Consider the following 24,116-nt stretch of genomic DNA (forward strand, 5'->3'; position numbering starts at 1 on the left):
ATGACCCTTAGAAACATACTGCAAATAATGGGCAGGCCCGAATGGGCACTTAAAACGCTTGTGCATGGGCAACCCGCTTTTGAAACCCTTAAGCCTTACATGCCAAAAGACCTGAACATGGCGCAGTTGGGCCAGTTTATGAACAAAACATTTTCGGGCAGGTTAAACGAAGAGCGCATTGCACCCATAAGGGATAAGTGGAAAGGCAAGCTGGTGCTTAAAGGCGTAGCCAGCGAAGAAGATGTAGAAATGGCCATACGCCTTGGTTTTGATGGGGTTATAGTATCTAACCACGGCGGCAGGCAGCTTGATGCCGGGCAGAGTGCCATAGCATCATTACATCCTATTGTAGAAAAATACAAAGGCCAAATAAAAGTAATGATGGATAGCGGCATCCGCTCCGGTGTAGATGTGGCGCGCACCCTTGCCAGTGGTGCCGATTTTACGTTTTTGGGGCGCACCTTTATGTATAGTGTAGCTGCATTGGGCAACCAAGGTGGCAATCATGCTATATCACTACTTAAAATACAATTACAGCAGGTTATGGAGCAGGTATGCTGCGAGAGGGTTGAGGATTTTCCGAATCATCTTATCAAATAGCAGGTTTTAAGATCTTTTTGTTTTTATTAAGTTACAGAATTTAGTTGTCTGCACCTGCATTCACACGTTGGTGAGATGGATTCGGAATGATTAATTGATTCCTTTTTTTTGATTAACTGCTGTTAATAAGTATTTTAATCTTTAATATGGTGATCAATTATTCAATATCCAAATTCGATAAGAAATATGTATGGTTTGTCTTTGAAGGATTTACAAATAAAAAAAGCTCCAAATTTAAAAATTTGGAGCTTTTTGTGTGTGACCTCAACTGGACAAATTCCAAACCATTTTATGCAGGATTTAAAGAAATTAGCCTACTTTAACGGAGTTTATTAAGACAATTTTTATAGGTTTTCAAAGTTAGTGGTTTATTTTGTCTAGTTGAGGATTTTATACAGTTTTATGCTTGTAAGCTGTGGCAAATCCATGGCATTTATATATGTCATGACATGATATCATTTTTTTGGGAATGTGATCAATATGGGTTCGACTGCCTTCCCCTCTGCAAAAGTGTTTAGCCACATTTTAATAAGATTTGTGGCAATTTCGTGGCAATCGAAGTTTTAAAGCACAAGAAACGAGTGATGGTGCGGGATTTACCAGATGAGGTTCGAATCTCTTCTCAAAACCTTACGACTGCATTAACGTATACAAGATTACGCTTATAGACAAAATAGCCCGCTCACTGGTGAAGAGCAGGCTATTGAGCAGTAATGCTGAGTGTTATAAATTGTGCTTTACAAACTTTTTAAAATACGTAGTATTATCAGTTTTTATTTCTGCGAAATAAACCCCTTCCTGTAAAAAACTCACATCAATCCTGTTACCGGCAAAGTTGTTAATTTTAATCTTTTTTCCAAACATGTCTGTAATCTCTATGGCTTTAATTGTTTCGTCTGTTGAAATACTAAGCAGAAAGGCTGTCGGTATCGGATAAAGCTTCAATCCACTTTGCGTTTCAATTTCATTTACAGTAAGTGAACTGATAGTTACGCATTCACTTAAAGTGCTGCAGCCGTTGTAGTCAATAATAACAGCATACTGGCCATTTTCGGTGGCCGTAAAACTTTGGTCGTCGGCTCCCGGAATAAATGCATTGGAGTTTTCGCAGTCTACCCACTGGTAGGATGCTCCGCTTTGTGATACTATTATTGTAGCGCCGCCCACCGTGATTGTTGCGTCGGTTGTGTATACCACGATAGTCATTGTACTTATTGTAGCACACTCTCCCTGAGCCGGGGTAAAGGTGTAGGTAGTGGTAGCTGTATTGTTTAAAGCAGGAGACCATGCACCGGCAATACCATTGTTTGAAATAGATGGTAAAGTTGTTATTTCACTTCCTGAGCAGATTGGCGCTATAGACGTGAATATAGGAGTTATCGGCAAATGAACTCCAATAGTCAGTGTGGTATTTGCAGCACATTGCCCCGGATCCGGCGTAAAGGTGTAAGTAGTGGTAGCTGCGCTATTTAAAGCAGGCGACCAAGTACCGTTAACACCATTGTTCGATGTTAAAGGCAGGGGTGTTATTGTAGTTCCGTAGCAGACTGGTGCTACAGCATTAAACAGAGGGTTCAAAGGCTGATCTACTGTAATGGTCATTGTAGTAGTAGTGGCACATTGCCCAGGAGCTGGCATAAAGGTGTAGGTAGTGGTAGCAGTGTTGTTTAAAGCAGGCGACCAGATACCGGTAATACCATTGTTAGATGTTACGGGCAATGCTGTTAGTATACTTCCTGAACAGATTGGAGCAACTGAAGTAAATTGAGGTATTATAGACTGAACTATCGTAATGGTCATTGTGGTGGCTGTAGCACACTGCCCTGGAGCCGGTGTAAAAGTATAGGTGGTAGTTGCCGTGTTGTTTAAGGCAGGTGCCCACGTACCGCTAATACCGTTGTTCGATGTTAACGGCAATGCTGCTACTGTACTGCCTGAACAGATTGGCGCTACAACAGTAAACACAGGTGTCAAAGGCTGATCTACCGTAATGGTCATTGTAGTAGTGGTAGCACATTGTCCCTGAGCAGGTGTAAAAGTATAGGTAGTGGTTGCTGTGTTGTTTAAGGCAGGTGCCCACGTACCGCTAATACCGTTGTTCGATGTTAACGGCAATGCTGCTATTGTACTGCCTGAACAGATTGGCGCTACAACAGTAAACACAGGTGTCAAGGGCTGATCTACCGGAATAGTCATTGTTGTTGTTGCAGCACATTGTCCCTGATCGGGTGTAAAGGTGTATGTTGTGGTAGCTGCGTTGTTTAAGGCAGGCGACCAGCTACCGGTAATACCGTTGTTGGACGTTAATGGTAGTGCTGCTATTGTGCTGCCTGAACAGATTGGCGCTACAGCAGTAAACACAGGTGTCAAAAGCTGATCTACCGTAATGGTCATTGTAGTAGTGGTAGCACACTGCCCCTGAGCAGGTGTAAAAGTATAGGTAGCGGTTGCTGTGTTGTTTAAGGCAGGTGCCCACGTACCGGTAATACCGTTGCTCGATGTTAACGGCAATGCTGTCAGGTTACTCCCCGAGCAGATTGGCGCTACGGTGGTAAACGCCGGTGTTATAGGCTGGCTTATAATAACTGCAACTGCAGCCCTTGGGCTTTCACATTCTCCAAAAGTTTGCGACACATAATACGTACTATTGGTAAGTAATGTGCCGGAAGTGAGTGCCGGTCCCCCTGTGGCCGTTGTATACCATGTAAGACTGGTACCTGTTGCATTAAGGTCGGCGATGTTAGCACTGCTGCAAAAGTTTTGTATAGCAGGTGCGATTGGTGCCGTAGTGACAATTACCGCTACAGCTACCCTCAGGCTTTCACATGTACTTAAAGTTTGTGATAAGTAATATGTTCCGGATGATAACACAGCATTAGAAGCTAAAGCCGCTCCGCCTGTTAAAACTGTATACCATTTAAGGTCGGTACCGGTAGCCGTTAAATTAGCTACTGTTGCACTACCACAAAAGCTTTGCGATAGTGCGGTAGGTATGGGTGTTGTATTTACAATAACGTTCACCGCTGTCCTTGTTGACTCGCAACCATTCATTGTTTGTGAAACATAGTATATTCCTGATGCAAGCAGGGCTTCTGAATCCAGAGCTGATCCAGCAATCGGATCGGTATACCAGTTATGATTGCTGCCTGTAGCTACTAAATCTTCAATTTTTGATCCCCCGCATAGTGTTTGCGCACTGGAGGTGGGAGCAGGGGTAGTAGTTGGAGTTACAGCTATCGCCGTTCTCGGACCTTCACAATCATCAATTGTTTGTGATACGTAATATATACCTGCTGGGGGGAATGTAGTAGTTAGTAATGGTGTTCCCCCGTATAAAGTTGTATAGAATTTAAGCCCTGTACCTTCGATGTCTAATGCTGCTAAAGTTGTACCTGTACAAAGAAATTGTTCAGCCTGAGCCTGTGGTGCCGGGGTGTCACATCCGCCGGAACCGTCAATCTTAACCAGCAGCATGTCATTAAGGGCAGCATACTCCGTATCATATCCCCCCGATATAAACCCATCATTAAGGTTGGTCCTTCCTACAATATAGAGGTTTCCATTACTATCCGTTGCACAGCCACCGGGATATTCATCACCCCCATCGCCGTAATACGATCCCCATATTCTAAAGCCTGATGGGTCAAATTTTACAATGTTGATATCGCCCGATAAAGATAGTGTGTTGTCAAATCCATTGGCTGCAATGCCTGTAGGGCTTTGTGTATCCCCGATTATATATACATTGCCATTTGTATCTACAGTACTGTCAAAAGCATGTTCGTCAAATTGTCCTCCGTAATAGGTACTCCATAATCGCAGGCCACTACTGTCAAATTTTACCAGAAATGCATCTGCTCCGCCGTTACTAGCACTTTGAAAACCATTGAAGGCAAGATTTAAGGATGATGCGCCTGCTTTACCCCCAAGATAGATATTGTCAGATGGATCTACAACACAGGTGAAGCCAGAATCATAACCGTTTCCTCCGTAGTAGGTAGACCAAAGATGATTTCCGGAAGGGCTAAATTTAACTAAGAATGCATCCGAAGTGCCGCTGGTTAATGTAGTATCAAAACCCAGTGATACCAGGCCAGCGCTTGTTGTTGTACCTGATAGGTAGATGTTGCCATTGCTGTCCAGATCCATATCCGGGTAGTCTTCTAAACCAATGCCTCCAAAGTAGGTGCCCCAGATATAACCGCCCTGCGCATTAAATTTTACAAGGTAAGCATCTGCGCTTCCTCCTCCGTACGTACTCTGGTAGCCCGATGATGTAATATCGGCGGTACTGGCTGTCTCACCCACTATGTACAGCTCGTCGGATGAATTCACCTTGATATTCGTCGCCGAATCTGACCCGGGGCCACCAAAATAAGTGCCCCATATTCGTGCCCCGGCACTGCTAAATTTAACAACAAACGCATCAGTGCCCGTGCCGCTGCTTGCTTTCGTATCCTGATACCCTTCATAAGCAATACCGCTAACGCTGCTGGTATGGCCAGTTAGGTAAACGTTACCCTGGCTATCAATATCGGATGCTGCACCGACATCTACCCCGCTACCACCGTAGTAGGTGGCCCATTGTGGAACTCCTGCAGCGTCAAGCTTTACTAAAAAGGCATCCATACCTGAATTGTAGGAGTCATCATAGCCGGCGATTCCCAGGAAGGAACTTTCCGTAGAACCGGAAACATAAAGATTACCGGAAGCATCCGTGGTGCAGGATGATGCCATGTCGTACTGGCTGCCGCCATAGTAACTGGACCATATAACCTGAGGATCGATCGTATAACCTGACTTTTTAGGGAAATTTGCTGCAAATCCCAGCGAGCCGTCTTTATGTATCACAAACGATGTGGCAATGGTATTGCCTTTAGAATCAAAGCTTACAGGAGCCTTCTCGCTAACTTCACCTAGTTTTGTTTTCATGTGCAGCTCGCTATTGCTTATGGTAATCTTATCGGCATCCTTTATTTTTATTTTAATTTGCGAAGGATCCCCCCCCCGGGTGCACAATAAAATCGTATTCCATAAAAGCGCCATTGCTGTAAACTACCCAGTCAATTTTTGGATATACCGCTTTAAAGACTATTTTATTGTAGCTTTTAACACCGAGAATGCCCTGTGGACAATGCGGAAGATAGTAGTTCTCAATGTAATCCGACTGATTTTCTGTTATTACAACGGGATTTGGATTACTGTTTTGCAATGCAACAGAGAATTTTTGCGATGCCGCGGAAAGAGGAATTTCATTAATATCTGCCTGACTTCCAGTGAACCGGTACGACTTTTTATTGAATTGATAATCAATTCCAGTGGCTTTCAGCCAAATTCTGGTACCACTACCCGCCGCCGAGAAAAGTACCTCAGGATGTGATCCGCCATTGCGATCGACAATTTGCCCCCTGTTTTCCATAAAGAGCAATGGTTTATCGCTGTATTTTGCTTTAACATCACCATACTTCTGTGCCTTTAGCGACGATGCTGATGCTAAAAAGATTATTACTAAAAAAAAGTTCTGAGTAGTTTTTAACGTCATATAAGATAGTTTGTGTGATTCATTAGGAAGTGGGAGATAAGGCCGCCTGATTCTTCTGCAAAACTATAAATAGTTGGGAACTATAAAAGCGTTTGTATATTTTTTTATCACATTAAAGCAGTAATATTAAGGAGACTCCAGATTCGCGTTTCAAAAGGATTGTAAATGTTATGCCTAAGAAAGTTTGGATTTTGCAATAGGTCTTATATTATGGGTCGCCATTACACAATACTTTTTAAGTATCATTACGTCGACCATGTAAATCCCGCTACTTGAAATAGCAAAAAAGTTTTGATTTTTATGCTTCATGGCCATTTATATCTTCTTTACGGGAATTGGTTTGTTTGCGAAGGTTGTTATACGGCTGTTCAGTAATTCCAAGATTATTAAGTTTACTAATAAAGGGGACCGGAGCTTGATGATTGCTTAGATAACCGGTTTTTAATTAACATCTTGAAGATATCCTGTATTTCTAGGAGCGGTCTGGCCATAATAATGTTGTATTATTATATGGTGTACATGTATAAATTAGTCACCCTACTTACTATCAATCAATTTTAGCTAATTGCTTGCAGATCGATGTAAATAAGTAATTGATTATTAGTTTTTTTAATTTCTGTGAAAACATCAATATTATTATTAACTGCCAGACTGGAGTGCGTTTCAGCCTAGTGGGAGGAAATTGAAAAATAATTTATTTACTTAATATTTAAGGTTAGCTTCTTCAAATCATCTATGAAAGGTTCGAAAATTCTCCCGTTAGTGCTTCTGAAATTGATACTGTTTTTAAAATATATCTTAAATGCCTTAAAACCTGCAAATTGTCAATTTGCAGGTTTTTTATTTCTATGCAAATACCATTAAAATTTGCTAATACTCACAAACTTTATTTGGCATAATCAACGCACAAAAAAAATAAAAATGTGCTACGAAATTATATGCAACTCATTGTATCTGGGTTGCAATCTCTTACTCTGCTCAAAAGGCAAATAACACCACTGCATACGGATGTTATTTTAAATTATCGTAACAAAGAAAAATGAGATTTGAATTGTTTGGAGCTCCCGTCAGATGACTTGTAAACTACGGTAAACCAATAGTCGGATGATGGGCAGGGCTTACCGTTAAAAGTACCATCCCATCCGGCTCCATAAGGTTTTATGGTTGTAATTAATTTACTGTAGCGGTCAAATATATAAACAATTATATTGTGTTGGTTGCTTAATCCTTTTAGGTTCCATGTATCGGCAACATTATCGCCATTAGGTGTAAAGTAGCGGGGGTAATTAATTACAAAAACCTCAAGCTCTATGGCCCCGCATCCATTGGTATCCCTAACTTTTACAATGTGTTTTCCTTCAGTAACATTGTTAAATACAGGCTCGTCCTGATATACACTCCCATCAAGGCTGTATTCAAATTGCCCTGGCCCGGTATGTACAGTAATGGTCTGCCTGTCATTAAAATCAGTCCCAATTGTAACACTTGCATTGGGCGCAGGCGATGTTTTTACCACTGTAGTTAGCGTAGTGCTGCACCCTGAAAGCAGATGGGTAGCAATTAATTTATACTCTCCGGGCTGATTGGTAGTTAAAAAACCGTTTGCTATATTAATTAACGAGTTATTTTTAAACCATTCAAAACTGTATGCGTTGGTAGTTAGCCCACTGGTAAGTTCTATAGGATAATAGGTATTGTCGCTTTCATTAAAACACAGGTAATACAAAGTGTTTAGATGGGGGCTTGGCAGGCTGTACACGGTAATGGCTTTTTGCGCATTAGCAGTACATACAGTACCGGTTGTATAGGTTATAATTACATTTCCGGGACTATAGCCTGTAACAACCCCATTGGCATCTACCTGTGCTATAGCCGTATTATTACTGCTCCACTGGCCGCCTGTAGTAGTGTTTTCGAGTTGCAACGTACCGCCTGTACATAACCCATTGGGCCCGGTTATAGTTGAAGGTGGTATTGCCTGGACGGGCGCGTTGTTTATAATTATGCTATTTCCTGTTGATGTGCATCCGTCTATAGTTCTAACGGTTACGGTATAGTTAGCTGCAGATAGGTCTGTAAAGGCCGGGCTGCTTTGAAAAACTATGTTATCAAGGCTATAGGTGTAGCCGGTACCCAACGGGCTGTTTACAACAATACTCCCAAGGGTAGTATTGCAATCGGGCTGTATAATTTGTACATTGGGTTGTTGAGGCGGTGCTACATCTAAAATTATCAGGTCCTGCGTGGTGGCGGTACAACTATTTAAATTTTTAACGGTAATACTGTAAGTACCCTGTAAAAGGTTATTAAAAATGGGCGATGCTTGGTAGGTCGAACCATTAAGGCTATAGGTATACTCAGGTCCTACGGGATAAGTGGCAGTTATGCTACCTGCAGGATCAATACAGGTAGGTTGTTGTACTGAGGCAATTGGCAAAGGTACAGAAGCTATCATATTGATGGTTAAAAGCGCACTTTGGGAAGTGCAATTGTTGCTGTTTTTAACAGTAACAGTGTAATCGCCGGGACTAAGGCTATTAAACGTCGTAGTAGCTTGATAAGGCTGCCCGTCTATGCTATAGGTATATTCCGGCCCTAAGGGCGCAGTAATAATAATACTGCCCTGGTTACTGCCACATAAGGGCTGAATAATTTGTGTTACAGCTGTTTGTGGCGCTGCAGGAATGAGTAAGGCGTACATTGAGGAAGTGGCCGTACAGCCCTGTGCATCAGTAACCGTAATTGTATAATTTCCTGGCGATAAGTTATTAAATGTTGTAGCGGTTTGAAGCGCAGATCCATTTATGCTATAATTATATTCCGGCCCAACCGGAGACGTTACATTGATGCTTCCCATTAAGGTATCGCAATCCGGTTGTGTAATCTGTATCGTTGGTACCGCAGGGGCTATAGGGGCCGTAATGGTATATGGGACTTGTGCAGAAATACATCCTTGCGCATTTTTAATTACAACATTATAGGTGTTTGGTGTAAGATTGTTAAACAGGGGCGATGCCTGAAAAGGCATATTATTAATGCTGTAAGTATACCCGGTTTCAATCGGGTACGTAATTGTTAGGCTGGCCGGGGTGCTACAGGTGGGTTGTGTAATTTGTGCTACCGGTATGGGCACTGCCGCCGGACTGGAAATGGTATAGCTTTGGCTGGCATCGGTACAGCCCTCAGCATTTTTTACAGTAATTATATACTCGCCGGCAGGCAGGTTAGTAAAGCTGGCCTGAGATTGATAAGGGCTGTTATTAATACTGTAGGTATAATTTATCCCCAGTGGCGCATTTACTACCATGCTGCCAGTCTCATTGCTACATTGGGGCTGTACTGGTGTACCAAAGGGTTGTGGCGGAACGGTAGCCTCAACAATTGTAAAATTTTGGGTTGCAGGACTACATCCTGTATTATTATTCAAAGTAATGGTATAAGGACCTGGAGCGAGGTTTTCAAAAGCGGGAGAGGCTTGAAATGGTTGCCCGTTAACGCTATAGGTGTAGGCAGGGTTAAGTGGCGATGTTATTGTAATAGAGCCTGTTAATGCGGTACAGCCCGGTTGTACAATGTTTGCAGTAATAACATCAGCTCCATAAATATTTAGCATTACAGCATTGGTTACCACGTTACATACGGCAGAGGTTATTGCGCAATAATATTGGTTGTTGTTAAAACTTTGATCGGGGTTTAAAACGGTAAGTGTACCGGTAGTGGCTCCCGTATAGTTGCCATCGTTAGTAACATCGGTCCAGGAGTTTGTGCTGCTAAGAATTTTCCATTGATAGGTGTAACTTGCGTTTCCATCTGCCTGGGCAGTAAAAACGGCAGGTGTACCTTCGCATACGGTAATAGGCTGCGGCTGCGTTATACTGGGTACAACAGGTACAATTTCGCTATGTATGCCAAGGTTGGTACAGGTTTCGTCGCTGTAAGCATTCCAGTCGGCACTGTTAAAGTTTGATGAAGGGGCAATAGCATCGGGTTTTCGAATTAACGAGTAGCCCTGGTAAACAGGTGTAACTCCCTGCCCGAACGGCACCTGAATATTATCTATAACAACACCGTTCTTTTTTATTTTAAATTGGTCGTTATCATCGGGGCCCATATTAAAAAAGCTGAAAAATCCCTGCGGGGTAATATTGCAGGCATAATTAATACCAGTTTTAATAAGGCGTGTTTGGTGTGGGGCAATATAACTATCCATTACAAATGAATTTGCAGGAGTAGTATCGCCAATATTATTATAGCGCTCTAATACATAGCTACCATCAAAAAAAACATTCTCATCTGTAGGGTTGTATAATTCTATGGCGCTATTGCCGTTTTGGTAGCCGCTGTAAATTTCAGAAATATAGATCTCATCATTCCCGCAGTGCGAAACAAGGGGGTCAAAAATATCTTCAGCTACCGTTTGGCAGCCGTCATTTGCTATTACATAAATATCACTTCCGCCAAAGGTGCCTAAAGGTACAGTAGCATATATTTCGGTATCAGATATTATCGTAAAATCAGCCGGTACTTCTTCAAAAGTTATAGCCGTGGCTTCTGTAAACCCGGTTCCATAAACTGTTATTACGGTGTTTTCCGGGGCTTCGGGTGGAGATACAGACGTTATTACTGCCGTGCTGCATAAAGGCGTTACACTGCCGTAAAATGCCAGGTTGTCTAACAACAATGTCCCTACACCCGTTGCACCTGTTGTAGTTATTATAATGCCAAAAGTTCCGGTAAGCCCCGATAAAGAAGGCGTAATAGGGGTAATAGGTACAACTGTACCTATTGAAGATATCGTACCGCTTCCAAAAGGCACACCATCTATAGAAATTTCCCAGTTTACGGGGGCATTTCCGGTGCGCTTTATCCAAAAGCTAAAGTCGGTAATTTGCATTTCATAGCCAGGTGCCACCTCGGGAAATAATGCTATTACAGTACCACCCTGTGACGTATTAATTTGTGCTGCCTGTCCACTGGCTCCATTATTACTGGTCCACCAACTCATGCTATTTTGAAGGGGATACGATAAAATATTAGTGTCTAAAATGAGCGGGGTGCCATTATAGGCCGATGTCATGAACGGAACTGTACCGAAGTCCTGATAAAAAATCTGTGCGGTACTATTTTGCGATATCGTACACAAAAATAATAGTACTGCTACATAACGCCTAAATCCTATTTTTTTCATTGCGGTTGCAATCAGTTATAGTTAAATTAACGCGCAAAAGTAAGCGTTAAAAATTCATAAACTAATTTTTATCAGGGTTTTATAAACATATGGTATCAATTTTACGGACTTTCCGCACTTAACATTTCTTTAACATTTTAACTTAATGAAATGTTAATTTTTTAAGTCTATGTTTGCGCCCTTAAACAAAGGGCTATCCCCATCGCCTGAAGTTTTAATTACTATAATTATATTCCCCCAAATACATGCTAAAAAAATATTTAGTTACCATTGCTATGTTTACCATCTTGTCCAATTATGCACAAATTCCGGGTAATGTAGCCGGACATAGTTTATGGCTTGAGTCTTCTGTTATTAAAGCTTCGAAGGGTAAAAAAGGAAAAATGGGGGTAGAAAATTTATCTGCTGCTAATTTTAATTTTAATCCGGTATTAAACGCGTCCGATTTAACGGTAAGCACTTTTAAAAATGTTGTTACCAACCAATATTCTTTTTTTGCGGTTTTTAAATCTGATACCGACGATGAAAATTTGATAGTATCCCTAAAAAAAGGCAAAAGCAAGATATTGGTAACCAATAAAGAGGTATTGACCGATAACGAACTGACATATAAAAAGGTAGATTCAAAAAAAGGCATCATCATTAGTTATTTATCATCGATACACCGCGAAGGCAAAAAAAATAATATCATAACGATAGAAGATTTTTATAAGGGAGATACGGCAGGCAACCAGCAATTGATGGAAGTTATTTACTACCCAAGGATCCTCACGGCTATAGAACGCATGCAGGTTGAAACGTACCTTTCTATAAAATACGGACTGTCAATTGTGGGGGAGTTTAACTACACTAATTCGCAAAATGACACGATATGGAGTTTTAAAAAGAATAAAATCTACAATGGCAGGGTAACAGGCATTGGCCGTGATGATGCGCTTAACCTTTATCAAAAACAATCGGGCAACGCACAAAAAGATGGGATATACATCGGATTAGGTAGTGTAGACACCACTAACGCCACAAATAAAAATACATTTAAGGATAAAACTTTTCTTTTATGGGGGGATAACGATGGAGGTACTCAATTTACAGCCGACAACAAAAATAAAGGCCTGCAGATCATGAAGCGTACCTGGAAAATGCAGGTTGCAAAAGAAGCCATCCATGACAGTATTTTAACCCAAATACGAATAAATAAAAAAGAAATAGGCCTTGTTAGCGAACCGGGAATGGTCCTTTGGCTTGCTGTCAATCAAGAGCCGGGCACTAAGTTTGACTATACCCAGGCAATAAATACTAAGCAATCATCGGAAGATGCCGAATATATTTATTTTGACAATATAGTTTGGGATAACGATGGTAACGGATCTGACCTGTTCACATTTATTAAAGGCCCGGATTTCTTTTTTACACATGATGCAATATCCAATTGCAGCTTTGATAATCCCGGTAGTATAGCCTTAGTTATGTCTGGCGGTAAAACACCGTATACAATAGTTCTGCATTCGGGTGCAGGTAGTCAAAAATATGTTACCAGCGATGTAAAGTATTTAATAAAAAACTTAATACAGGGCAGCTACACAATAAATGTAACTGATAGCAATACTATTACAAAAAGCAGCACAACTATAATTAATGCACCTGATGGTATTAAAATGTCGTTAAGCCCGGTATGGCAACTTGATGCCGTTAACCAGGTGCAAATTGTACCGGAATATAACCAGGAACAGCAAAAAATAAATAGCTATGAGTGGAGGCAAAATGGAAGGATAGTAGCAGCAACCAAGAATTTTACCGCCACTGAGGCAGATAGCTATACCCTAACTGTGGCTACTGATAGCGGATGCAGCAGGGAATTTTCTTTTACTGTTAACCCTAACAACCTTATCTCAGGGTGGAGGATTTATCCTAACCCGGCTAAAAGCTCGCAGCCCTTTAATGTACAGTTTAACCTCGAGAAAGAATCGCGGGTTAACCTTCGGATAAATTCTGTCGAAGGTAAGCTTTATGCAGATAAAGACCTTGGTACAATTAAAGAATATACTTATAGTGATACATTAATTACATCGGGCACTTACCTGTTAACCATTACCATAAATGGCATACCGCAGGTAGCCAAACTTATCATCCATTAATTTCCGCCATTTACAATATATAAATACCTACCGTATTATGGGCCATATAAATAGCCATTTAAAACCTAACAAGCGTTTTGTTGGGATTATACATCACGTTGTATTAATAGCTATGTTGCATAGCACATTTGTAGCTCCTGCACAAGGAATTATAAATGCTTACCTTAACAAACAACAAGGACTTACTTATCAGGGTTCTTACTTAAATAAAAGTAATAATCTTACAGATAGTGCCGCGGGCATGCAAAATTTGGGTATTACTACAGGCGCATTAGTTAATGTAAAGCCGGCAAAGGCACCCCTGCATTTTCCTGGTAAATATGTTAACACTGCAGGCAGGGTAATCGCAACTGCCGATATAGATGAAGGTATTATAGGGGTTTCTGAAGATAAACCAATTGATAACCCTTCGGATAACCTTTTTAAATTAAACATACCTTTTATTCCAGAAGGGTCGCGGGCATATCTAACATACGATGTATACGGAGTAAGCGCTCACAGCAGTGTGGCAAGAAGCATCAACCAGCGTTTTTCTACCGGTGGTTATCTGGTTAAAAATCAAAAAGGCTGGTCGGCTCAAAAAGAAGAGTTGGATGCCGCCTGGTTAAAGCAGGGTAATAATACAGTACTGTTTACCATACCGGAAGGGGCAGGTTACCAATACAAGGTAAAGAACCTTAATATAGTTATTGAAAAAGGCAGCGCCAACAACTTGCTGGTAGTAGATAATGAGGCCGTTACTCTTACAAAAGAAAATAGAGTATATATTAAGGGCTTTGTAAGGCAGGCCGGACAGAACCTTAAAGTTTTTGCGGGTAGCCAGGCTATTGAAGTTAACAATGGAGAATTTGAAGGGTTTATTACCCTTACAGAAGATATAAAGCGTAGTAAAATAGTTGCTATACAGGCAACAGACAATACCGGCTTTTTAGGGCAGGAGCTAATTATGCTGGATACAATGCTTGAGGCAGACCATCTGTTTTCAATCGAAAAGAAGCAGATACAGGCCAATAAATTTTTCGCAGCTAAAACTGCGGGGTCATTAGAGATATACGGCGCATCAATAGCTATAAGCGATAGTGCACTAATACAGGACAACCAGATATCAATTACAAGGTTAAGGCCTATTGATGTAGCCCCAATGGAATCTGGGGTTACCAATGTTACTAAAGGCGGCAAAGCATACCGTTTTCTGCCCGATGGTACTACCTTTGCTAAGCCGGTAAATATAACACTTGCTTATGATACGTTATTATTACCTACGGGATATACTGCCCGGGATATAAAAACCTACTTTTTTGATACGCAAACCAAACAATGGAAAGAGGTTAAAAAAGAGGGTGAAGATGTTAAAAACCACACAATAACGTCTCAAACCACCCATTTTACAGATTATATAAATGGTATTATCCAGTCGCCGGAAAGCCCTGAAGCAACTGCTTTTATGCCAACGATGATGAGTGATATCAAGGCTGCAGATCCATCTGCTGAGATGACATTAATAAGTCCGCCACAGGCATCACAAACGGGTGACGCCAACATATCGTACCCAATAAAAATACCATCAGGCAGGAACGGCATTCAGCCCGACCTTACGCTTACCTATAATAGTAATGGCAACAATGGCTGGCTTGGTTTAGGGTGGGATATCAGTGCTCCCGCTATTACCATAGACACCCGCTGGGGTGTGCCGCTGCACGACCCTGTTAACGAAAGCGAGATATATTCTTTAAATGGCGGCCAGTTGATGTATCCTAACGGATACCTGCCGCACCGCCATCAGGGTACCGCGTATTCTACAACCCCACAAGCCAGGAATACCAGTGGTGCTAAACTATTTACATCGAGAAGGGAAGGAAGCTTTGCAAAGATTGAAAGGCTTGGTGCAAACCCTACTAACTATTATTGGAAAGTAACGGGTACCGATGGTACTATAAGCTGGTATGGTGGTAAGGCAGAAGGAGATATTAACACAGGAAACGCTGTAATAAAAGATGAAGCAGGAAGGGTAGTGCACTGGGCATTATACATGGTAGAAGATGTGTTTGGCAATACTATGAAATACACTTATACAGCTCCGGTATTTACTGCTACAGCAACTGCTTATCCTACTTTGGCTGGAAGTAAAGCTTTTTATCTTGATAATATCCAATATTCAGGATACAATGATGTTAATTACATGTATAGTGCAGTTTTTACCCGAAATAGCACGGTTAGGCCAGATGTTACTGTTGATGCCCGTTTAGGTGTTAGGCTTGCCAATCCAAATTTGTTAACTAAAATAGCGATTAAATATCAAAGTACAGTTGTAAGAAATTATGCATTTTTATACGGTGCGGGACATTTTAATAAAACAATTTTAACTTCTGTAGCAGAACAAAATGGGAGTGGTGTAGAGTTTTACAAACATACGTTTTCTTATTATAATGATATAGTAAATGGCAATAATGGTAATTTGTTCAGGGCAGCTGTACCTATAACACTGCCCTCTGTAAATGCGGATTACGCTTTAGGCCTGGGGGATGATGATTTGCTTAAAGCCTCAAAAATTAATACTTCGCAAAGTATAGAAACAGGTTTCTCTGTTAAGCCTACAGTAGGTGTAGAAGTTAGACCGGGAGTATATAGCTCCAAAATTAATGGAACACTTTTGGTTGGCGCCCCATTTGGAGAGAGTACCGTTAAGACTAAGGGTAAAGTTACCCTTGCAGATATTGACGGGGATGGCATTGATGACATAGTGTATAAAAGTTCAGACGGGTTAAAGTACTATCCGGGCCTGGTAAATTTATCCGGAACTGGCGACTATTTAGTAAATTCGTTTGCCACAGAGTCTAAATCGATACATAATATTAGCGATTACTCCTCAAGCAAATCGTACACTAAAACTGTTTTTGGCGAGTCGTGGGATGTTTCATTTCTGAAATTTTTTGCAGGTAAACAACGTACAAAAACAAAAACCGAAACAAAAGTATATGCTACAGATGCCAATAACGATGGGTTGCTGGATATAGTAGTAAATGGTATTGTACACTTTAACCATATAGACCTTACTACTAACGAGCCCACTTTTACAACAGCCAGTAATGTAACGCCTAATATGGTAATTACAGGTGTTGGGCCTGTTGGCGAACCCCAACCTACCCCCGAAGAACAGGAAGAAGATAGCCAGCAACAGGATTTTAATGATGATTACGATGTTGTAAGAGTATGGATAGCGCCAACTTCAGGGAAAATTCAAATAAAAAATAAAATAACCAACCTGGGCCCTGGGCAGGCACTATTTTCAATACAAAAGCAGTTTGAAGGGCATAGCTGCGAAGTTTTTTCGCAGGTAATTTCCACCGTACTGGATAATACTATTACATTAAATGGCGTTAATTGCGATCCGCAGCAAGTGCCATTAAAAGTTAACCAGGGCGAAAAAATTTATTTCAGGTTTCATAAAAATGCCTCGGGCTCAAACCCAAAATTTGATGCTGACCATTATATAGAATATCTTGCAATAGATACACCCTATCCATCACCATTTCCTAATCAGGGTGTAGAAAACTACAGTAACAGCTTTATAGCTTCTAAAGATGTGTCGGTAGAAATTCCGGCAAACGGAACGGTAAATATCACATGGAACAGTTTTCAGACAACTTTTAACGTGGATGAAGTCCGTTACCGTATATATAAAAAAACGGTTGATGCACAGGGCAATATAACCGAAAATTTAATTTATCCTCCGGAAAGTAACCTGAGCATAGGTGTATGCCCACAATATACACCTACTACAATTAGTCCTATAACTTCACTAAGTAATATTAGTGTTGCCGAAGGTACTTCATTCCGGTTCGAGGTATGGTCTGACACCAATGTAATTACAAGTGGCACTGCATATTACTTAGCTGGATTAATTGGCTGGTGGAGGCCAAAGGTAATTTACTCTGCAGCATCTAATAGCGGAGCAGAGTCTTTCGAGTCTTACGGTGTACCCAAACACAGTATTTACAGGACTGAAGACTATAAAGGTAACTACAAATTAATGCCTGCGGCAACAGACCCGACATTTCCTACCTGGTCTACTGTTGCGGCAAACCAAGCTTATAACGTTAAACCTAATATAGAAATTACTGGAGGCTATATAACCCCGAATGATAATGCTTCATTTTTGTTCGCTGTAAAAAATGCTTCGGGTAATGTGATTGGTAAAAGAGAAGTTATCATAGAAGATGGAGAGATTAGCCTTTCTAATACTACTCCTATTGTTTTATGCTCAAGTTGCAGTGTCAATTTACAAGCAGAATACAAATTTGAGTATTATGTCCAAGAATCTAATATTGAAGTATTTAAAAAATATCAGCAGGCAGTGACTTATAGAACGGCTATCGTTGGCTATGCTTCAAGTCCTTCAAATACTAACAAAACCGCAGCTGTATCAGTTTACTATGATGATTATAAATATTTAGGACCACTATTAAATAACTGGGGGCAATTTTTATATAACGACCATTATGATACCGACAATAATACTCCTGTAGGAACAGGTGGTAAACTTATCAGTGAATCTATTGTTGCAGCACCGTTTGCAAGTATTAGTGCTATAAGCAGCCCGCTTTTAGTAACAGGCTGCGCCGCAGCAGAAAATTACCAGGAGTGTATGGAAGACGAACTGGAAAATGCCTTAAATATACCTGAAGAAGGTACAAATTTTGAGAGTTTTGATACTGATGGGCTAATTAACAATATCCAGGGCTTAACAACTGATTTTCAGTTTGACCTGCCCTTGTTGGCTATGGAGCCCTACATTCCTGATGGCAATTTATTTAATGATAAATGGAGCGGCTTCTATAACAGTCAATATTCTTCATCTATTTTTGTCAGGGCAGGCAGCGTTGAGGAAATAGACTCCAGTGGCGGCTCATCATCAGGTGGCAGCGGGCTAAATTACGCGCCACTGGGCGAAACCGATGAACCGGAACCCTTAGCAGCTAATGCTACAACCGGTATGACGGCCATTACTAAAATACATAAAAACTCTAATAGGAGCAATAATATAGCCTGGGGGCCCATTGGGCATAGCACCAGCCAAAGTTCTTATAGTAATACCATTACTGATTTTGCAGATATTAATGGCGATGGTTACCCGGATATTTTAACATCGGATGCTTTACAAAAAACCAGCAGGACAGGTGGGCTCTTAACGTCATCGGGCAATACATTGTCCGGGCATGTTGTCCAAAAATTATCTGATTATTCAGGCTCGGCCCTTTCACGTACATTTTTAAATCCGTCTCAAAAAGAAGCGGACGGTGTATATGATGACGTTGTTCACAATGGTAATAGTGTAAGCAGCTCAGTTACAGAAACGGCCACTACATCTACATCTTTAAACGGTTCTGCTACTGTATCTGCGCACACTACAAGTGGTGGTGGCGTAAAAATGGCAGCATCGGCAAGTGCTTCTTACGGAGCGTATTCTGCCAGGATAGGTATAGATAATAACCTTGATGGACAGGATAAGGTAACTGCCTACTGGATGGATATGAATGGTGATGGCCTGCCAGACAGGGTAAGTAAAATAACATCAGGATATATTGTTGAGTTAAATAAGGGCCAAAATGTTTTTAATGGTGCTAATAACGACATAGATAACCCTAACGACAATATTTACGGCTTTAATCAATTAGATGGTGAGGTCACATCGCCTGTACCTAACGGCACAAGCGGCGGTTTTACGTATGGTGGCAACCTTATTCCCAGTGGTATTATTAGCGGAAGCGTAACTGTTGGCTATAGTGTTAACGGAGGTGATAGTGATGTAACTTTTGCCGATATAAATGGTGATGGCCTTGTAGACAGGATTGAAGGAAATAATGTGAAGTATAATACAGGTGTTGGTTTTGGTAGTAATGTAGCACTTACCGCTGTTGGCACATCGCCAAATTTATCATCGGATTCCCGTAGCCATGCATTGGCAATTAACGGTAATATTGGTGCTTTTTATGGATTTCCAGTATGTTGTTATTTTGCGCCATTAGTTTGGATTAAGGGTGGCCTTACTTTTGATGCCTTTTCGAATATCAACCTGGGGCAAACCAAAAAAATATTTAAAGATTTAAATGGAGATGGCTTTGTCGATTTTATGACTTATAGTGATGATGGTGCTGTAAATGTAAACTACTCGGCTATTGGGCGTACCAACATGCTTAAAGATGTAACCAACCCAATTGGTGGTAAATTTACTTTAGATTACGAGGCAAGCGCCAAAACCTATGGTAACCCCAATACCAAATGGGTCATGAAAAATGTTGTGGTAGCAGATGGTTACAATAAGGTAAACGATGGGGCTGACAGTTATGTAACCAGCTTCGCTTATGAGAACGGTTACTATGATCGTAGGGAACGTTCGTTCTATGGGTTTGAGACTGTAAAGACTCTTCATAATAATTCACTTGCAAGTATAGATGGTCCCGGTGTTTACCGCACAAATGTGGCTAAGTATTACAACCAAAGTTATTACTTAAACGGCCTTTTAAAAGAATCATACGTGCTTAAGGGTAACGATGAGAATGCTGTTTTTTCTAAGACGGTAAATACATATGCTATAAAGCAAATGAATGGTAGCGTAATAGACCTTACTACTGTTGTGCCCCTTACATTTGACACCGGTGGTACCGAAGGGCGTAAAAGTGCTATAGCATTACTAACAGAAACCAATAGCTATATATATGAGTTGGGTACAACACCATTGGTTACCACAACACAATTGCAGTATGATAACCTGGGCAGGGTAACCAAATACCTTTATTTGGGTAATCCAACTGTTACTACAGATAATTATACTACAGAAATAGATTATCATACGGCTACAGCTACTATGTTAACCCGCAACCTTATTGCTATACCTAAAGAGATAAGGGTTAAGGATAATAGTAGCGTTTTAAAACGCAGGAGGACAACCACAATACTTAATGAAAATACAGGTACAATAGGCAGTATAGCGGCACTAATATCTGGAACCACGGTAACAGCTATAACACAAATGACTTATGATGTATATGGCAACCTGGCAAGTGTTACCCTGCCTCCAAATGATAGTTCGCCGGCGCAATCTATGGTGTACCAATACGTTTATGATGCTGCGCTAAATAAATATCTGGTAAGTGTTTCAGATTCTTATGGAAATACTTCATCATCAACTTACGACGCTAAATACGATAAATTACTTACCGAAACGGACAACGCTGGCAATATTGTTGTGAGGACTTACGATACCAACGGCAGGCTTTTAACGGTTAAAGGCCCTAAAGAAGCAGCCAGCGGTGCTGCCTATACAATAAAAATGCAGTACTATCCTAAGTATGCAAACCTAAGTGGTGTAGTATCCATAACCCAGGCTAATTTTACACCTGTAGCGGTAACATCGCATTACGATGTTCAAAACCCTACTAACGACATTCAGACTTATACGTTTATAGATGGTTTAGCCCGTGTAATACAGGTTAAAAAAGACATAATGTTAACATCGGAATCTATGTCTGTTTCAGGTAAAGCCTATTATGATGATTTTGGACGTGCAATAATACAGTACCATCCTTATTACGAAGCAAAGCTTGCAACAACAAACTTTATAGTGAACGAGTATGCTTCGCCAAACCATTCATCTGTAAAGTATGATGAAACCGACAGGGTAGTAAAAACAACCGACCCCGATGGCAATATTGCAACAACCGAGTTTAGTGTAGATGCCAGTACAGGCTTGCACAAAACAAAATCTACAGTAAGCCAGACTAATACAGCAAATGTTATTAATGAGGTGTATACAGACGTTAACGGCAGAACTACTAAAACAAATAATGTTTTAGCAGGTACAAGCGGCTCTACTGATTTAAATACATTATTGACCTATAATTCTATTGGCGAGCTGGTATCGTACAAAGATGCAGCAAACGTTACAACGTCGTACCTATATGATCTTTTAGGAAGAAAAACACAGCTTACTCATTTAGATAATGGTATTACTAAATATACGTATGACAAGGCAGGTAACCTAACAAAAATTCAGACAGCAAAGCTGGCTGCCAATACGGCTATACCGGTAGCCGACAGGTTTATTAAATATAATTACTTTTATAACCGCCCAACGCAAATACTTTATCCTGCTACAGGAACCACGGCAAATATTGCAACCGTTAATTATACCTACGGTACAACGGGTAATAACAAGAACAGGCTGGTATCTCAAACCGATGCCACAGGGCAGCAGCTTTTTGAATACGGCAATATGGGAGAGATAATACACAATACCAGAACTGTTGTGGGGCCTAATATACCTACCCGAACCTTTGATACTTATTTTACTTATGATAGCTGGAACAGGGTGCGTTCTATGCAATATCCGGATGGAGAAATAGTAAATTATGCTTACGATTTAGGGGGTAACCTTTTTAGCATGATAGGAAAAATACAGGGGCAAAATTATTCGTACATTAAAGAAATTAAATACGACCATTACGAGCAACGCACATCTTTATTATATGGTAATGGTACATATACAACATATACTTACGATGAGCCTATGCGTAGGCTACAAACAATGACTGCCATGGCAAATACAAAAATGTTCGACAATACGTATACTTACGATAGGGTGGGCAACGTAACGAGTGTTAATAATGCGGCAACCTATAACAGTTTAAATCAGTTAGGAGGCAGTACTACTAACACCTATACCTACGATAATTTAAACAGGTTAACAAGTTCGCAGGGCAGCTTTACAGGCCATTCTGGACAAACAGCCAATAATAACGATGCTAATGCAAGTTATACACTGGCCATGACGTATAATACAACCCATGGCATAGCTACCAAACAGCAAAGTCATTTAAAAAATGGACAATCCTTTGCGGCAAATACCTATAATAATATATACACGTATGTAAGTGGTACACACAAGCTGCAAAAAGCCACAAAAAGCGGTACGACAATAGCCGAGAATTATACCTACGATGCCAACGGTAATATGCTTAAAAAAACCAACACAAGCGGCAGCACAAGCCTAAGTACCCGTAATTTTTATTGGGACGAAAGCAACCGCCTTCGAGTGGTGGCCGATGCTCTGCAAATGCAGCATTATATTTATGATGCGGGTGGCGAGCGTATTTTAAAAGCCAGCTCTGGTACAGAAGCGGTTTACGAAAATGGCACCATGACAGGGGGAAGTGTAAGCTTTGATACATACACCACCTACCCGAGTGCCTATGTAGTGGTAAAAGGTAGTGGAGAATATAGCAAGCATTACTATGCAGGCAGCCAAAGGGTAGTAAGCCGTATAGGCGAGCAAACGGCAGGCTATTTTGAGAAAACAGCCACAACGGGTAAACAGGTAACGCCAAATCTTGATAGTAAGGAAGAAACTGAATTTGATGATGATAAGCTGCGTCAGCTGCAAATACAAGACCTTACGCAAATATTGGCAGAAGCTAAACTTAGTGTACCGGCATTTAAAGAATACCAGCCGGCAACAAATGATGATGAAGCTAATGATGATTCTGAGATTAGTGCAGCCCAAAGTAAGAAAGAAGCATCGGGTAAGTTAAATTTGGATGGCAGTACCGCCGCGGCACCACCTACAGATCCTGGTACACCAACATTGCCAACGCTGTTTCCATACAATAGCATTTACTTTTTCCATCCGGACCATTTGGGTACCAGTTCATTTTTATCTGATGCTAACGGCAGGCCATACCAATATTTTGTAAATTTGCCCTTTGGTGAGACCATGGCAGAGCAGCATGGCTTATCCGAAGACTACGAGAGCCCCTACAAATTTAACGGTAAGGAGCTTGATGATGAAACAGGCTTGTATTATTATGGGGCACGTTATTACGATCCTAAATCAAGTATTTGGTTGAGTGTGGACCCGTTGGCGGAAAGTCAATCAAATAAAACTCCATATCATTACTGTTCAAACAATCCCATTAACAGAACAGACCCTACAGGTATGATAGATGGAGAATATGAAAAGGATGAAAATGGTAAATGGCAAAAAATTTCTACTAAAGGAGATGAAATTGGAGTTGATTTTTATCATACAAACACTTACGATGAAAATGGTAATCAAATTACGTATGTTACGGACAGAAAAGGTAATTGGAATACTATTAAAAATGGTAGGGAAACTCTTTCAGGAAATCAGCGCGGAAATAATATAAATTGGAAGGATATAACTGAAGAATGGCTTAGCGGTACTGGCCCTGAAAGAAGTATTTTTGAAGGATCACACTCAAGTATTAAAGATCTACAGTTCTTTTATAAATTAGGAGATACATTTAGAGGTTTTGTTTCCTCTGGGAAAAGTAAAGGTGGATTTGAGATTAATTTTACTCCACTTGTCGACAATATTTTGGCAGCATTAAATAATGGGCAATTGCAAATGATGGGAAGTTTTAATGCCAGCTTTTATACTCTTGGAGATCAGGTTTTCACGATCGTTCAAGATACCAAATCTAGGACATCCTTCTATTATCACCTACCAGTTAGTAATCACAGTAGAGGTTTAAGGAGAGTTTGGAATTTAAAAGGTTATCAAGAAATTGATGATAGCATGTCAACTACTTATCAAACTTATATCTTCATGAGGAGTAGAAAGTAATATAAAAAA

6 protein-coding genes are annotated in these 24,116 nt (G+C 40.6%); 3 read left to right on the forward strand and 3 right to left on the reverse strand.

Annotated features, from left to right (window positions below):
* A partial coding sequence (locus G509_RS0111205) for an alpha-hydroxy acid oxidase (RefSeq protein WP_026991625.1) occupies positions 1 to 600 on the forward strand: 600 nt, incomplete at its 5' end.
* A 723-nt stretch (positions 601 to 1,323) separates the two neighbouring features.
* On the opposite strand, the gene G509_RS22885 is transcribed toward G509_RS0111205, so the two are convergent.
* The 3 genes from G509_RS22885 to G509_RS0111225 all read right to left on the reverse strand — a co-directional run bounded on the left by G509_RS22885 (position 1,324) and on the right by G509_RS0111225 (position 11,330).
* Positions 1,324 to 5,646, reverse strand: a complete 4,323-nt coding sequence (locus G509_RS22885; protein WP_081663290.1) for an SBBP repeat-containing protein — start codon at positions 5,644 to 5,646, stop codon at positions 1,324 to 1,326.
* A complete protein-coding gene (locus G509_RS0111220) occupies positions 5,585 to 6,142 on the reverse strand; it encodes a DUF7948 domain-containing protein (protein WP_026991626.1) in 558 nt (185 codons plus the stop codon). Before G509_RS0111220 ends, G509_RS22885 begins: the two co-directional genes overlap by 62 nt.
* A gap of 1,021 nt (positions 6,143 to 7,163) precedes the next feature.
* A complete protein-coding gene (locus tag G509_RS0111225) occupies positions 7,164 to 11,330 on the reverse strand; it encodes a T9SS type B sorting domain-containing protein (RefSeq protein ID WP_026991627.1) in 4,167 nt (1,388 codons plus the stop codon).
* A 245-nt stretch (positions 11,331 to 11,575) separates the two neighbouring features.
* Between G509_RS0111225 and G509_RS0111230 the strand changes: the two genes are divergently transcribed.
* Both G509_RS0111230 and G509_RS0111235 read left to right on the forward strand, forming a co-directional pair.
* The gene (locus G509_RS0111230; RefSeq protein ID WP_026991628.1) at positions 11,576 to 13,465 is read left to right on the forward strand and encodes a DUF8202 domain-containing protein; all 1,890 of its coding nucleotides are present in this window, start codon (positions 11,576 to 11,578) and stop codon (positions 13,463 to 13,465) included.
* Between the two features lie 112 nt (positions 13,466 to 13,577).
* Positions 13,578 to 24,107 (forward strand): SpvB/TcaC N-terminal domain-containing protein, encoded by a 10,530-nt coding sequence (locus G509_RS0111235; RefSeq protein WP_211219581.1) that lies wholly within the window; start codon positions 13,578 to 13,580, stop codon positions 24,105 to 24,107.
* Positions 24,108 to 24,116 lie beyond the last annotated feature (9 nt).

The organism is Flavobacterium subsaxonicum WB 4.1-42 = DSM 21790 (assembly GCF_000422725.1).
GTDB classification, from domain to species: Bacteria; Bacteroidota; Bacteroidia; order Flavobacteriales; family Flavobacteriaceae; genus Flavobacterium; species Flavobacterium subsaxonicum.